Source organism: Lysobacter defluvii IMMIB APB-9 = DSM 18482 (assembly GCF_000423325.1).
In the GTDB taxonomy this organism is placed as follows: domain Bacteria; phylum Pseudomonadota; class Gammaproteobacteria; order Xanthomonadales; family Xanthomonadaceae; genus Novilysobacter; species Novilysobacter defluvii.
Genome location: NZ_AUHT01000004.1, coordinates 324,144 through 338,289 on the forward strand (window position 1 = coordinate 324,144; position 14,146 = coordinate 338,289).

12 protein-coding genes and 1 pseudogene are annotated in these 14,146 nt (G+C 65.5%); 7 read left to right on the plus strand and 6 right to left on the minus strand.

Annotated features, from left to right (window positions below; translation table 11 throughout):
* The first annotated feature begins 123 nt into the window (after positions 1 to 123).
* The 5 genes from G545_RS0101625 (at position 124) to G545_RS0101645 (ending at position 5,525) form a co-directional block, all read left to right on the plus strand.
* Positions 124 to 1,827: an ArnT family glycosyltransferase gene (locus G545_RS0101625; RefSeq protein WP_052106494.1), complete on the plus strand. Its 1,704-nt coding sequence runs from the start codon at positions 124 to 126 to the stop codon at positions 1,825 to 1,827.
* Complete coding sequence (locus G545_RS13175; RefSeq protein ID WP_052106492.1) at positions 1,824 to 3,353, plus strand: ArnT family glycosyltransferase; 1,530 nt, start codon at positions 1,824 to 1,826, stop codon at positions 3,351 to 3,353. Before G545_RS0101625 ends, G545_RS13175 begins: the two co-directional genes overlap by 4 nt.
* Entirely contained in the window at positions 3,350 to 3,685 is a 336-nt protein-coding gene (locus G545_RS0101635; RefSeq protein WP_027068868.1) for a lipid-A-disaccharide synthase N-terminal domain-containing protein, read from the plus strand. The genes G545_RS13175 and G545_RS0101635 overlap by 4 nt, the downstream gene beginning before the upstream one ends.
* Before the next feature lie 37 nt (positions 3,686 to 3,722).
* Positions 3,723 to 4,133, plus strand: coding sequence for a fluoride efflux transporter CrcB (gene crcB / locus G545_RS0101640; protein ID WP_231553149.1), 411 nt, complete (start codon positions 3,723 to 3,725; stop codon positions 4,131 to 4,133).
* A 264-nt stretch (positions 4,134 to 4,397) separates the two neighbouring features.
* On the plus strand, positions 4,398 to 5,525 hold the full coding sequence (locus tag G545_RS0101645) for a porin (RefSeq protein ID WP_027068870.1): 1,128 nt from the start codon (positions 4,398 to 4,400) through the stop codon (positions 5,523 to 5,525).
* A 21-nt stretch (positions 5,526 to 5,546) separates the two neighbouring features.
* Here the strand turns inward: G545_RS0101645 and G545_RS0101650 are convergent, their stop codons facing one another.
* From G545_RS0101650 to G545_RS0101660, 3 genes are all read right to left on the minus strand, one after another.
* Positions 5,547 to 6,080 (minus strand): DUF6448 family protein, encoded by a 534-nt coding sequence (locus G545_RS0101650; protein ID WP_197050172.1) that lies wholly within the window; start codon positions 6,078 to 6,080, stop codon positions 5,547 to 5,549.
* Between the two features lie 132 nt (positions 6,081 to 6,212).
* Complete coding sequence (locus G545_RS13180; RefSeq protein ID WP_036135791.1) at positions 6,213 to 8,138, minus strand: heavy metal translocating P-type ATPase; 1,926 nt, start codon at positions 8,136 to 8,138, stop codon at positions 6,213 to 6,215.
* Positions 8,139 to 8,142: 4 nt separating this feature from the next.
* A complete protein-coding gene (locus G545_RS0101660; protein WP_027068872.1) occupies positions 8,143 to 8,370 on the minus strand; it encodes a heavy-metal-associated domain-containing protein in 228 nt (75 codons plus the stop codon).
* Positions 8,371 to 8,598: 228 nt separating this feature from the next.
* Between G545_RS0101660 and G545_RS0101665 the strand changes: the two are divergent.
* Positions 8,599 to 9,165, plus strand: a pseudogene (locus G545_RS0101665) (heavy metal-binding domain-containing protein); the annotation flags it as partial.
* A gap of 778 nt (positions 9,166 to 9,943) precedes the next feature.
* A complete protein-coding gene (locus G545_RS0101670) occupies positions 9,944 to 10,912 on the plus strand; it encodes an IS5 family transposase (protein WP_027068874.1) in 969 nt (322 codons plus the stop codon).
* A gap of 134 nt (positions 10,913 to 11,046) precedes the next feature.
* Here G545_RS0101670 and G545_RS0101675 read toward each other — a convergent pair whose 3' ends face one another.
* The 3 genes from G545_RS0101675 to G545_RS0101685 form a co-directional block, all read right to left on the minus strand.
* The gene (locus G545_RS0101675; RefSeq protein ID WP_027068875.1) at positions 11,047 to 11,706 is read right to left on the minus strand and encodes a hypothetical protein; all 660 of its coding nucleotides are present in this window, start codon (positions 11,704 to 11,706) and stop codon (positions 11,047 to 11,049) included.
* The gene (locus G545_RS0101680; RefSeq protein WP_027068876.1) at positions 11,699 to 12,172 is read right to left on the minus strand and encodes a hypothetical protein; all 474 of its coding nucleotides are present in this window, start codon (positions 12,170 to 12,172) and stop codon (positions 11,699 to 11,701) included. The genes G545_RS0101675 and G545_RS0101680 overlap by 8 nt, the downstream gene beginning before the upstream one ends.
* A 328-nt stretch (positions 12,173 to 12,500) precedes the next feature.
* The gene (locus tag G545_RS0101685; RefSeq protein WP_154656484.1) at positions 12,501 to 14,078 is read right to left on the minus strand and encodes a competence protein CoiA family protein; all 1,578 of its coding nucleotides are present in this window, start codon (positions 14,076 to 14,078) and stop codon (positions 12,501 to 12,503) included.
* Between the last annotated feature and the right edge of the window lie 68 nt (positions 14,079 to 14,146).

Below are 14,146 nucleotides of genomic sequence, written 5' to 3' on the forward strand. Positions count from 1 at the left end.
CCATCCGATTTCTGGTGCGCAACAGCCTCCAACCCGGTTCGTCGGAACACCGTCGGAACAATTGCGACAAATTTCCGATACCTGCCTGTTCATGATGCCGGCTCCCCGATGCGGCGCCGATACATGGACTTCACCCGTTTCCGCCGTGCCCCCGTTCCGTGGGGCCTCCTCATCCTTGCCACGATAGCGCTGGGCGCCGGGTTGGGATTGAGGGATCCGTCCCCGCCGGACGAGCCGCGCTTTGCGCTGGCGGCCAAGCAGATGGTGGAAAGCGGGCAGTGGCTGCTGCCGCAACGGGGAAGTGAGCTCTACGCGCACAAACCACCAATGTTCATGTGGCTGCAGGCGGCTGCGTACAGCCTGGTCGGGAACTGGCGCGTCGCCTTCCTGCTGCCATCGCTGCTCGCCGCGCTCGGGACGCTCTGGTTGACGTGGGATCTGGCCCGCCGACTGTGGAGCCAGCGCGTTGCCGGCTACGCCGGCTTCGCGCTGCTGGCGACCCTGCAGTTCGGTTTGCAAGCCAAGCGCGGGCAGATCGACATGGTTCTGGTGTTCTGGACCACCCTGTCGCTGTGGGGCATCGGGCGCTACCTGCTGTCCGACAGGGACAGAAGGGCGTTGCTGGTCGGCGCGTTCGCTGCCGGTATCGGGACCGTGACCAAAGGTGTGGGTTTTCTGCCGTTACTGATCCTGCTGCCATGGTGGTACAGCCAGCGGGCGGGCGGGGCTGGTATCACAAGTGACGCGTCCGCCTCGACTCGGCGCACATGGGTCTGGCTGCCCGCCGCGTTCCTGGCGGGTGTCGCGGTCTGGCTGTTGCCGATGCTGGTCGCTGTGCTCGGCAGTGACGATCCGGCGTTGCACCGCTACGCCTCGGAGATCCTCTTCAAGCAGACCGGGACGCGTTACGTTGACGCTTGGCATCACGTGCGTCCGGCCTGGTACTACCTGCAGGTGATCGCGACCCTCTGGCTGCCCGGTGCGCTGCTTCTGCCGTGGCTCGTGCCGGCCTGGTGGCGCCGGATCAGGCGTGGCGACACCAAGATCCTCAGCCTGGTCGGTTGGGCGCTGGTGGTGCTGGTGTTTTTCAGCGCAAGTCCTGGCAAGCGCGAGGTCTACCTATTCCCGGCGCTGCCGGCGGTGTGCATTGCCGCCGCGCCCCTGCTATCGGGCCTCCTGCGACGCGCAGGCGTCCGGCGCGTGCTGCTGGGCTACGTGGCGGTGCTGGGTGTCGTGTTGACGGGGATTGGGGTGAGTGGAGCGCTGGACGCGCAGTGGAGCGCGCGCATTGCGCTCGATCGCAGCCTTGATGCAGCGACGATGCAGACGCTCCTGGCCTGGTTGCTGGCTCTGGGTACCGCGCTCCTGGTGCTGGCCGTTTGGACGCGGCCCTCGAAGGCCGCCGCCGCTGCGGTCTGCGCAAACCTGCTGGTCTGGACCGTGTACGGCGCCGCGCTTGCACCGGCGCTGGATGCCAGCAGCTCCGCGCGGCAACTCATGCACGATGTCCGCGGTCGGATCGGGAGCGAGGCGGAATTGGGACTGGTCGCCTGGCGGGAGCAGCACCTGTTGCAGGCGGAAGGCCCGGTGCGCGAGTTCGGCTTTGAGCGGGACTTCCAGGCGCAATGGCGCGACGGCGTGGCCTGGATGGCGGGCGCACCGGACCGGCGTTGGTTGTTTGCCCTGGAAGAGGTTGCAGTCGACTGCGTGGATCCAGCGCAACTGATCGCGCTGGACCGCTCCAGCCGCCGTGACTGGGTCCTCGTCCCCGGTACTGCCTACGTGCCAGGCTGCGTCGTTCCGATGACGGACGGAGCCAGTCCATGAACCTGGCTCCAGAACGGGCCCGGGGAGGCTTGTGGCTTGCGCTCACCTGCCTGCTGTTGGCCTTCGCTTTCCTGGGCAGCCGTGGCCTGTGGGACCCCGACGAAGGCCGGTACGTCAACGTTGCGGTCAACATGCTCGACAGCGGCGACTGGCTCAATCCGCGGCGCAGCGGCGATGTGGGTCACTGGACCAAGCCACCGCTGACGTACTGGGCGATCGCCTCCAGCATCGGCGTGTTCGGGAAGAATCCTGCCGCCGCGCGGGTTCCCGTCGCGCTGTCCTACCTGTTGTGCATCTGGCTGACCTGGCGACTCGCCAGGCGACTGGCACCAGGGACGGAACGGACTGCCGCGCTGGTCTACGCGACGATGCTGTTGCCATTCGGCGCCTCGCAACTGGTCACTACCGACTACCTGCTGGCGGCGTTCGAGACCCTGGCGGTGTGGGCCTTCGTCGAGGCCAGGCTCGGCGCGCGGCACCCCCGCGCGTGGCTGATATTGATGTGGGTCGGGTTCGCGCTGGCGTTCCTGACCAAGGGCCCTCCGGGGTTGTTGCCGCTGCCGGTCCTGTTGGTGTTCGACCGGCAGATATGGCGGCAGCATCTTGGGTTCCAGCTGTCGGGCGTCGTGCTCTTCGCGGCGCTGGCGCTTCCCTGGTACGTGGCGGTCATCGTCAACAACCCGGGACTGTTCGAGTACTTCGTCGGCGATGAGGTCATCAACCGGGTCACGACCGACAAGTTCGGGCGCCATGGTGAGTGGTACGGCTGGGCGCAGGTCTATATCCCCACGCTGGCACTCGGGACCCTGCCCTGGACAGGGGCGCTCTGGCGCTGGGCACGTGGCCTTCCCGGCGACATCAGGCGCTGGAGCGATCCGGAGACCCGGCGTGCGGAAAAGTCCCTGCTGTTCCTGGCCGTGTGGGTCCTCCTGCCGCTGCTCGTCTTCTGTCTGTCGCGCTCAAGGCTGCCCCTGTACGTGCTTCCGCTGTTCACGCCGCTCGCGATCCTCGTCGCCATCCAGCGCCGCAAGGAACACCTGGCATTGCCGCGGGCGCGCTGGTTGGTGGTCTGGGTCGCGGTCTTGTTGGGGCTGAAGTTCGGGACCACGCTGTGGCCCACCCACAAGGACGCCTCGCAGTGGGCAAGCGCGATCAATGAGCGCGCGATCCTGCCGGTGCATGAGGTGATCTTCGTCGAGGACATGACGCGCTACGGGCTTCGGCTCCACCTGGACGCCGAGATCGAGAAGATCAGCCTGGACCCGATCCCGCTACACCTGCAGGCGCGTTTCAATCCGGACAGCGACGAGGACCTGGAAACCGAGCTGGCTGAAGCGGCCGAGGAACCCGGGGCAATCTGGGTCTGCAAGCAGGCAAGGTGGCCCGAGATCAGCGAGCGGATCAGGGCACATGGCTACATCGCCATTCCGCTGGGCGCCCCCTTCGAGGAGCGCATCATCTTCAGGACAGAGCCGGCGACCGGCGCCCCGGGCACACGCCCGGCCACTCAAAAGGGTGCGCAATGAACTTCATGGATACTCCGCTTCCCTTCCTGGCCTGGACCGGGCTGCACCTGTCCATCTGGAAGCTCATCGGCTGGACCGGCGCCCTCATGTTCGGGGGGCGTTGGCTGGTCCAGTTCATGGCGTCCCGGCGCGCCGGCCGGCCGGTGATTCCGCGGGTGTTCTGGTACATGAGCCTGCTGGGCAGTGGGATGACGCTGTCGTACTTCATTTTCTCGCACAATCAGGATTCGGTCGGCGTCATACAGAACCTGTTCCCGGCCTTCACCGCCGCCTACAGCCTGCAGCTGGATATCCGGCATCGTCGCAGGGTTGAGAACCGCGTTCCGGAGTAGTCCTACCGGACACTTGCCGCCGGGCTTGCGATGTATCGTGTTCGCATTGTTCGTGCGGGAGATACTTTTGCTGCCGTCCTTCATTGCCGTCGGGCTGGGCGCTGCACTCGGCGCGTGGATCCGCTGGGGCCTGACCGCCTGGCTCAGTCCGCTCGACACACAGCTGCCACTTGGCACGCTGGGCTCCAATCTGATCGGCGGCTATGGCGTCGGCCTGGCAATCGGGTGGTTCGCCATGCATCCGGGTGTTTCGACGGAATGGCGACTGTTCGTGATTACCGGGCTGCTCGGCGGGCTGACGACCTTCTCCACGTTCTCGGCCGAGGTCGTCCAGCTGTTGGGCCGGCAGCAGTTCACGTGGGCCTTGGCGACGGTTGCCGCGAATACGCTGGGATCGTTCGTGATGACTGTGGCAGGAACGATGACAGTTCAGACGCTGCGACAATAGTTTCTGGCGCTGCGGCGCGAACATTCCACGCGGCCCCTTCAAGTCCTTTACCTTGGCTCAAGCAACTCGCCGGGGAAGAGCCCACTAGATGTGCCTGATGGTTCGCGCCTTGGCTCGCGGTACTTCGGGCGCCTGGCGCCCCGCCGATACAGCCACTTGATTCAGATCAGGTTCCGGGTCCGGACCGCGACGCACAATGCTGGCGCGTTCCCAAGCACCCGGGGCCACGACGGTTCCCGGCACCAACGCTGCCTGGAGATCCAAATGCACGCACGCACCATGCTGGTCCTCGCGCTGCTCCTTGCGACGGGCGGCGCTCAAGCCGGCGATGGCTGGAAAACCAGCGGCGACCTCCGTTTTGGCTACGTCAGTTCCGAAACCCGGGCCCGCACCGGTGCGACCTCGGACGCCGACAGCTTCCGCGCCCGCGCGCGCCTGCGCGCAAGCGGCGAGCTGGGCGGCGGCTGGCATGCCAGCGGCCGCGTGGCCGCGCGGCTGGACACCGACCAGTCCGACGAGCAGTTCTGGCTGCGTGACTATGCACCCAGCCCGGCTGGCCTTGAGGTCGGGCAGGCCACCATTGATGAGGCCTACCTCGAGTACCGCGCCGCGGAGTCCCCTTGGAGCCTGCGCCTGGGCCGCTTCCAGGCCGTATTCGGCCTGGCCGACATCATGAAGAAGTCGCTGGACCAGAATGACAGCACCAACTTCGACATCACCTGGGTTGATGGTGCCTGGTGGCAATGGCGCGGCGACGAATGGACCACGCACGCGATCGTGCGCCACAACGACCGCAAGGGCCCCACTGGCACGTTGCGCAGGCCACTGGATTTCGCCGACAGCGGCTCGCGCGCCGGCCTGTTCCTGGCGGCCGAGTCGAGGACCAACGTCGGCCCGTTGGTGCAGCGCATGGTCACCTTGACCTGGCTGCCATCCGCGCTGCGGCCCAACGGCCTGGCGGATCCGGCGGTGGAGGACTACCTGTCCGCTACCGCGAAGGCCACCGCCGAATGGCCGCTCGGCACGGGCGGGACAAAGTTCCGGCTGGGCGGAGAGATCGGCTACGCCGCCAACACGCCGCGCCGGGAAGCGATGAATTCCGGCACCGGCAATTCCGACGCGCTGTCGTGGCAGACCTCGTTCAACTTCATGGATGTCCTGCCCGACCACGACTTCGGCATCGTCTACGGTCGCGTTGCCGACGGCTGGCTGGTGTCGAGTGACTTCCGTCCGAACGACACCGCACTCGAAGCGCGGTGGGTCTGGCAGGCCTCGCCGGACTGGCAGTTCGACGCCCGCGTGCGACGGCGCGAGGAGATCGATCTGCCCGCCGCCGCCGCAGGCGCCCGACGTGATGACGATCTGTACGTTCGGGCGACCTGGAAGTTCTGAAGCGAAGTTCTGAAGCTGGTCTCAGTGTCCCTCGGCGCTTTCGCCATGCGTGTGGCTGATCCCGTCGGCAAGCAGCTTGTCCACCGCTTCAACGAAATGCGTGAACTGCACGTACGAGTCCACGTACGCGCGGCCCTGTTCGACCGACTGGTCGGCAACCTGCCGCCGTTCGTAGGCGGTCGCGAAGCGCCCACTGAGCTGGTCGCGGATCCCCGCGGCAAGCTGGTCGGCCAGAGTGTCCACGTCGCCCGAGTCGAGTGCGCGGTCCGCCGCCGCAATCGAAGGATCGGTGCTGCCCAGCGGCTTGATGCCGGTGAACCCGGCGCCCTCGCTGGCGCGGTGCACCCGGACCAGGGTCTCGTAGAAATAGTTGTCGGCCACGGTCTTTGCGTTCGTGCTCTCGCCACGGACCGCCAGCGCCATGTCGAACGCGCTGCGCACTTCGGCCTCGTCGGCCGCCGGGATCCACTTCAGCACCGGGGTCACATCACGCTGCGCAAGCGCCGTCCGCGCATCCGCGATTACCGGGCCATCCAGGCTGTCGCAGTGGGCCATGGCGGGGCCAGCCAGAGCAAAGGCGAGCGCACCTGCGAGCACGAGGGTCCTGATTCGGGGGGCTCTAGTCTGTTTCTGCATGGAAATTCTCCTTGGGTAACTTGATTGACCGGTTGAGTCGTTGGCCGTGAGTCAGCGCAACAGCCGCATCGCATTGAGGATGACCACCAGCACCGAGGCTTCATGGACCAGCATGCCGAGGGACATCGTCACGCCGCCGGCAAACACGCCGGCAAGCAGGACGACCACGGTGGCCAAGGCGAGCAATATGTTCTGCCGCATCACCGACACCGTGCGCTTGGCCAGGCCGATCGCCTGCGGCAGCTTGAGCAGGTTGTCGCCCATCAGTGCGATGTCCGCGGTTTCCACCGCCACGGCCGAACCGGCAGCGCCCATGGCCACGCCGATGTTGGCCGTCGCCAGCGCCGGGGCATCGTTGACGCCGTCGCCGACCATGGCGACGACGTGGCCTTCGCGCTGCAGCTTGGCCACTGCGTCCAGTTTGTCTTCCGGCAGCAGTGAGGCGTGGATTTCGTCGATGCCGGTGGCCTTGCCGACTGCCTCGGCAACCAGCCGGGTGTCGCCGGTCAGCATGACAACCTTCCTGACACCGGCCGCGTGCAGGCGGGCCACCATCTCGCTCGCGTCCTCGCGCATCCGGTCGGCCACCGCGATCACGCCGATCACTTGCTGATCGACGGCCACGATCATCGGGGTCCGCCCGGCTGCGGCCAATGCGCGCGCCGTATCTGCGGCGCCGACATCGTCGAGGACGCCGTACTGCTCCAGTAGTGGACCGTTGCCGATCAGCACCCGCCGCCCTTCGATATCGGACACGATGCCCTTGCCCGGCACCGGGGTGACGTCACCGGGAACGCCGTCCGGGCCGACGCCTTCCTCGCGTGCGGTCTCCAGGATCGGGCGCGCCAGCGGATGTTCGGAGCCGGCTTCGGCGGCTGCAGCCCAGCGCAGCACGTCGGCGCGGTCCATGGTCGCATCGAGCACCACCACGTCGGTGAGCTGCGGGCGACCCTCGGTCAGGGTGCCGGTCTTGTCCACGGCGACGGCCGAGATCTTCGCCGAGGTCTCCAGGAACTCGCCGCCCTTGATCAGGATGCCGTTTCGCGCCGCGCGGCCGATGCCGGCCACGATCGCCACCGGGATCGAGATCACCAGTGCGCCCGGACAGGCGATCACCAGCAGGGTCAGCGCCAGCACCACGTCGCCCGTGACCAGCCCCGCAACCAGTGCCAGGATCATCACCGCGGGCGTGTACCAGCGCGAGAACCGGTCGATGAACGACTGCGTGGCCGCCTTTGCGTCCTGCGCCTCCTCGACCCGGTGGATGATGCGCGCCAGCGTGGTATCGGCGCCGATGCCCGTGGCCAGTACCTGCAGGAATCCGCCGCGCGAGACGGTTCCGGCGAAGACCTGGTCGGACTTCGATTTCTCCACCGGGATCGACTCGCCGGTGATGGAGGCCTCGTCGATGGCGCCGGTCCCGGACACGACCGGGCCGTCGACCGGCACCTTGGCGCCGTTCTTGACCAGCACGATCTCGCCCATACGCACCTGGCCGGCGGGGATCTCCTGCTGCTCGCCATCGCGCATGACGATCGCGGTGTCCGGCGCGACCGCGACCAGTTCGGCGAGCGCCGAGCGCGTCTTGTTGAGGGTGGCCGCTTCCAGCGCGTGACCAACCGAGAACAGGAAGGTGACCGCCGCGGCTTCCCAGAAGTTGCCGATCAGCACCGCACCAATGGCGGCGATGGACACCAGAAGGTCGATGCCGACGACCCTGGCACCCAGGGCGCGCAGCGCCTTGGCCAGGATGCCATGGCCGGCCACGACGGCAGCGGCCAGCATCAGCAGGTCGGAGAGCAGGAACGATCCTGCGGTGTGGGTCGCATGGACCCCGGCGTCAAACCACCACTGCGGCGCGAGGGTGGGATTCGCGGTGCCCCCGATGGCCCGCTCCAGCAGGAACGAGGCAACGATCAGGATCCCGGAAAGTGCGGGGACAGCCCACTTTCCGGTGACCCACTGGCGGCGGCTCACGTCATCAAAAAGCCGAGGGAGCCGCTTTGTAACCGGCCTTGTCGACCGCGGCGACGAGGTCGTCGACCGATACCTTCGAGGTGTCGTGGTCGACCTCGATCCGCGCCGAGGCGAAGTGCACCTTCACCTTGTCGACGCCGTCGATGCGTCCGACCTGCTTCTCGATCTTTTCCACGCAGGAGGGGCAGGAAAAACCCTCGGCGCGCAGGGTGGTACGGGTAGCCGTGCTCATGATGCGTACTCCTGTTTCTCGGGAACATGTCCACGATAGGCAGGGGATCATTTGCAGGCACTGATCTGGATCAGGGGCCGGCCGCTTGTTCATCTTCGGCGGCATGCGCTGATGCTGCGACGCCAGCGGGGAGACGGAAACGGCGATGGTTGCATTGCGGTTTCCTTCGTGCGCGCCGAGGATACGTCAGGGCTCCGGCTCCGTGCCGGACACGAAAGGAGTACCGAAGTGGGCAAGCAGGCGACGGATCCGGTCTGTGGAATGAACGTCGACCCCGAGCAGACGCCGCATCACGCGGACCATCAGGGGACCACCTACCACTTCTGCTCGGCGCGTTGCCGCGAGAAGTTCATTGCAGGCCCCGAAAGGCACTTGTCGCCCGCTCCGGCAGCGGAGTCAGCGCCCGCGCCGGCGGGTGCCATCTATATCTGCCCGATGCATCCGGAGGTACGCCAGGACCACCCGGGCAATTGCCCCATCTGCGGCATGGCCCTGGAACCGGAGATGCCGGGCCTCGATGACGAGGAGAACCCGGAACTCGTGGATTTCTCCCGCCGGTTCTGGTGGACGTTGCCGCTGACCCTCGTGGTGGTGGTGCTGGCCATGTTCGGTCAGTACTTCCAGGCCTGGCTGTCGGTGGACGCGCGGACCTGGGCGGAGCTGGTGCTGACCACGCCGGTCGTGCTGTGGGCGGGCTGGCCGTTCCTGGTGCGGTGCGTGCAGTCGATCCGCAACCGCAGTCCCAACATGTGGACCCTGATCGGGATCGGCGTCACCGCCGCCTACCTCTACAGCAGGCGAGAGGCCTTCCCGACTGGTTGCCTTCCGATCAATCGATCGATTGCGGAAGGTGAGCAGGCGTGGGACATCGAACCATTCCTCACGACCCAAGAATTCAATGACTTACGAAGAATTATCCGGAATTATTCCAGTAGTTGGTACTTTATGCCCGCGTAGGATAATTCCAGGTACTTGGGATCCCGGGCATGCTCCACGCGATACGTCGGACATGGTGGAGAGGCCTAGCGAGCCATGCCTCACCCAGTGAGAACCCGCCTAAGCAGCTATCGGGAGTAGGGAGGCGAAGGAGCTGCCCGGGTTGATCTAACGCAGTCGTAAGACCGTGCCAACGGCGTACAGCGCGTGTTCTCGACGCAGCTCCGGACATCAGGCAGAGCACTCCGCAGCTAGCGCTGTGCGAAATTGGGGCTTATGCCCCGTCTTCGATGATCGACATTGGCCTTGCCCAATCAGGGCGACAACGAGGCAAGACGATGACGAAGGCAAGTGGTAACGCCGGGTTCCGCGGCAACAACAGCAACGGCGTATCTGCACGGACCGGCAACTACAGCAAAGGAAGTGGCCGCGGGCAGGGTAACGCCGGTGGATGGCCCTCGGGAATCCCCGGCGCCGCCTCAGGCAAAAACCGCAGTGTCGCTCCACCGCGCAAGCCGTAGGTGCGGAGGACCTGCAGGTTGGGCTACCGGTCGCCCGCGCGCTTTCCGGTAGCCCTTAAGGATGCTCTGAACAAATCCTTCGGCGACAATAGCGCAAGGTTCGACGGATGACGACGATGCAGCTGAGCTTCGGGGACGCGGAACACACGGGCAAGCGCAAGAAGACGCGGCGCGAGGTCTTCCTGGCGGAGATGGAGCAGGTGGTGCCCTGGAACGCGCTGTTGGCGTTGATCGTTCCGCACTACCCGAAGATGGGCCAGCGTGGCCGACAGCCGTATCCGCTGGCGACGATGCTGCGCATTCACTTCCTGCAGCAGTGGTACGCGCTGAGCGACCCGGGCATGGAAGAGGCGCTGTACGAGATGCCGGTGATGCGCCGCTTCGCCCGCCTGGGTGGACTGGACAACATTCCCGACGAGACCACGATCCTCAATTTCCGACGGCTGCTGGAAACGCATGATCTGGCGCCGCAGATCCTGGAGCGGGTGAACGGGCACCTGGCACGCAAGGGCCAGAGCCTGAAAGCAGGGACGATCGTGGATGCCACGATCATCGCGGCGCCCAGCTCGACGAAGAACAAGGACGGCGAGCGTGACCCGGAGATGCACCAGACGAAGAAGGGCAACCAGTGGCACTTCGGGATGAAGGCGCACATTGGCGTGGACGAAGAGTCGGGCCTGGTGCACCACGTGGAATGCACGGCGGCGAACGTGAACGACGTGACGCAGGTGCACAAGCTGCTGCACGGCAAGGAAGACACGATTACAGGCGACAGCGGCTACACCGGTGCGGACAAGCGCGAGGAGTTGCAAGGCGTGGAGGCTGCGTTCTGGATTGCCGAGAAGCCGTCGAAGCTCCGTTCGATGAAGAACACGCGCGAGCGCAAGTACGCCGAACGCTGGGAGCACTTCAAGGCCAGCATTCGGGCGAAGGTGGAGCACCCGTTCTGGGTGGTGAAGCGTCAGTTCGGCTACACCAAGGTGCGTTACCGCGGCCTGGCGAAGAACACGGCGCAGGTGCTGACGTTGTTCGCGCTGTCGAACCTGTGGATGGCGCGGCGACGTTTGCTGCAGCCGTCGGGGTAAATCCGTCTGGTGGACGGGGAAACCCGTCGAAAGCCGCCAGAAATGGCGCAATTTTGATCAAATCGAGGTCGATCGAGCGCTCGACGCTGAAATCCAAGCTTCAGGGCGCTTTGATCAGACCTTCCTTAAAGATGTCAGCAAAGCCAACTCGGCGGCGGATCGCCGTCGAGTTGCTGCGTGGGCGGGTAGTCGACAGCAGCACGCTCCCACCAATTGAGATAGGCAGCGCGCCAGCCGAAGCGATCCAAGTGCCCGCGAGCGCGCTTATGCGGCGCCATGAGCAGTTCCAGAAGGTGCGCGGCAACGACATAGGGTTCCAGAGAATCCTCCATCGCCTGGAGCGCCACCATGTCGATGCGACCCGTGGTCAACTGCGATCTCACCAAGAGATGGAACGCAGCGCGTGTCATCGGGTGCTTGCCGCCGCGGAGGCCTCGAACGAACCGCGCACCGCTACCGGCAACTACACCCGACAGCTCCGCCTGTGCACCCATGGCTTCAATCGAGAGGGGCTTCACCGGCCAGCTGCCAGTGCGTGAACGGTGACCCATCGCGCCGACGAAATCGACAAGCCTCGCAATCGGATCATCCGGCCGAAAGCGCGTGCGTTGGCGGCTCATCTCTGGGTCGAGCAGCAACGCTGCAAAGCGAGGCAGGCCGTTGAAGGCATCGATACATACGGAGCGACTGTCCCACCGGGAGATCTCGTGGTCGACCGCAGCCAGGAACGACAACGCCATGTGGGCACGACGCGTGAGTACCTTGATCAGGAAGAACCTGGACTGGTCATCCATTTCCAGATCGAACCGTGTCAACCCGGACACGTACAGGGGCACACAGTAGTTTAGGACCCAGTTCCGACTCTGGGCCGATTTCCGCAGCAAAGCTCTCTCCATCGTCGTCGTCTGCAAGCTGGCTGAGCTTGCGATCGGACGCATCGAGCATCCGCACCAGATCACGTGTGGCCGGTGCAGCGCCATCGAGCAGCCCCATCGCGTAGACCATCAGTGCGGAGATCCCCTTGGGCATCGCTTCACGAAGGACGTGCCTGGCCGCTTCGGTGGTGCTGCGCCTCTCCATCATCCGCAACAGCAACGAATCCGCGTGCGCCTGTTCTCGCTCCCTGCGCTGCATCCACACTGCATAGGCGCGGCCGCGCTGATACGTCATGCGGCTGATGCCGGTGGAATGCTCGAAGAACTCCGCAGGCGACCTGCCTACAAGCGTATGCGCGACCTCGATGTGGAGTCCGAAGAGCATTCGATCGTTCGGCCGGTGAGCGACTGGTCATTGTCTCGCTTGTGAAGCCGCCGGTGCGCTTGCATTCGACGGCACAGCGAACGCTCCAACGAACGGATTGGCGGGCGGTTAGGGCTGGTTATCGGGGGTAGGAAGGGCGGGTGGCCGGTTCGCCAGCGCCGGTCAGGTGAGGCAGGCAAGTTTGGAGGCTAGGGTCTTGCCCGAGCAAGTCAAATCAGTCAGTTAGCTCGCATTACCACGAATTATCCCGGCGACTGGTAAAACAGTCTGCGCGGGAAATTTGCCGGTGCTCGCAGCAGTACGCGGGCCCTAGATTGGGATGCGGAGGTTAGCGGGGGTAGGACGGCGGCCGGACGATTTGCGGCTGCAGGCTAGTCCCGCACCCACACCGGTTGCCGGCAGGGAACGGCATCTCGCAGATCACGCACACGTGGTAGGGCTCGCCTCGTGCCTCAAGTCTGACGCGCTCCTCGCCGAGCAAGCGCTCGTGGCGCTGGCTGGTAGGCTCGGGCGGCATGGGCAGCGGGGGCGGTGTGGTTTGGACGCGGCGTTCGGTTTCGAAGGCTGCCAGGTTTGGCTCGGTGCCGACCACCTCGTAGACGCCCCTATCCTGCAACTCCATCAACGAAGCCGCCCATAGATTTTCCGCGAGCTCGCCAATCAAGTCGAAGGGGGAGGGAATCAGCTCGTTCTCCCAGTCCTCGAAGAACCATGCCGAATACGGATACGGCCGCCGAAACCCCCTCGCGCGAGCCTGCTGCCAATCTTGCTGCTGCGCGTCGAACAGCCGCTTCAAAGACGCGTTGAAGCCCACCATCCGCCCAAGGTGGGGCACCCACTTCGCGGGCTTCAATCGGGTGCCCACGGGCTGGCCACGTACGAACTGGCCCCATAGCATCAGCTGCCAGAGGTGAGGGTGGGCATCAATGAGCTGCCATCCGGTTGGGACGTGCGTGAGGAACGGGGGCAGGGGGGCTCCGTCCAGGTAGCGTCGACGGGCCAGATCGATCGCCGGAGCATCGCGTTCGGCCAGCCGGGCCAGCTGCTCACGCGCGGCCACCGGCGAAGACAGCTCGGTGAGTGCCTCCAGGTCACACAAGTGTGGCCCGCGCAGCTTCTGGCGGAACCGTTCCTTGCGCTCTCGATCAGCGTCCCGCTTGGCTTCCGCGCTGCGCCGCTCCGCGTCGCGCTGGGCGCGCTCGGCGAGAATCTCGGCGTTGCGCTCAGCGACTTGGCGCTCAACTTTCGCCTGGACCTGCGCAAACATCCGCTCCGCCGTCGGCGAGTGGATCCAGAACCGAGGAGCTTCGCAAAGGACGACTCGCTCAAACGTGTCGTCCAGCACCGCGTCTGCGTCTAGCTTGGACAGGTCGATCTCGATCATTGCCCAGCCGCGCTGGCGTACCAAGCCGGCCTTCTCGCGGCCGACAGCGTGGGAAACCTTGACCTCCACGAGCAGCGGAACGGTGGTGGGATGCTCATCTTCGAGCACCACGTCCGGGCGCATGTCGAGCATCCACTCCTCTTCCCTCGCTTGGGTGTAGTGCCAACGGCGAGCCGGGCGCTCCAGTGCTTCCTGGTGCAGCTGGTGATCCAGATCGGACAAGTTGGCGATGCGCGCCCAGGTGGGCAGCTCAAGCTGACGAGCGGCGAGCAGGACCTGCTTGGCCATTTGGTGCACAGCGGTCTCGTAGCAGTGGTCGTCGCCACCGCCTTGGAAGTGGGCGAAATGCCAGCGCTGGCTTGAGCCTTTCTTTGCCAACAACGCTCGACCGCAGCCGGGGCAGCGACAGCCACAGGCCAGTCCGCCGTCGACCGCTGCGGGCGAGTACAGGACACCGTCGCGCTCCCCGAAGGGCACTCTCAGTCCGGCCGCGCTGGCAACGCGCTTGGCTTCTCCCGCCATCGGATCTCCCTCCTTACCGCCGAGTTTAAGGCTGGAGTTGCCTGGTTCGACGCCACGTCCATGGCGAC

Bases quoted from the DNA above. Each gene is read 5' to 3' on its own strand.
- G545_RS0101625 (WP_052106494.1), top strand. From the start codon at position 124: ATGGACTTCACCCGTTTCCGCCGTGCCCCCGTTCCGTGGGGCCTCCTC.
- G545_RS13175 (WP_052106492.1), top strand. From the start codon at position 1,824: ATGAACCTGGCTCCAGAACGGGCCCGGGGAGGCTTGTGGCTTGCGCTC.
- G545_RS0101635 (WP_027068868.1), top strand. From the start codon at position 3,350: ATGAACTTCATGGATACTCCGCTTCCCTTCCTGGCCTGGACCGGGCTG.
- G545_RS0101645 (WP_027068870.1), top strand. From the start codon at position 4,398: ATGCACGCACGCACCATGCTGGTCCTCGCGCTGCTCCTTGCGACGGGC.
- G545_RS0101650 (WP_197050172.1), bottom strand. From the start codon at position 6,080: ATGGCCCACTGCGACAGCCTGGATGGCCCGGTAATCGCGGATGCGCGG.
- G545_RS0101660 (WP_027068872.1), bottom strand. From the start codon at position 8,370: ATGAGCACGGCTACCCGTACCACCCTGCGCGCCGAGGGTTTTTCCTGC.
- G545_RS0101670 (WP_027068874.1), top strand. From the start codon at position 9,944: ATGCAGCTGAGCTTCGGGGACGCGGAACACACGGGCAAGCGCAAGAAG.
- G545_RS0101675 (WP_027068875.1), bottom strand. From the start codon at position 11,706: ATGGATGACCAGTCCAGGTTCTTCCTGATCAAGGTACTCACGCGTCGT.
- G545_RS0101680 (WP_027068876.1), bottom strand. From the start codon at position 12,172: ATGCTCTTCGGACTCCACATCGAGGTCGCGCATACGCTTGTAGGCAGG.
- G545_RS0101685 (WP_154656484.1), bottom strand. From the start codon at position 14,078: ATGGCGGGAGAAGCCAAGCGCGTTGCCAGCGCGGCCGGACTGAGAGTG.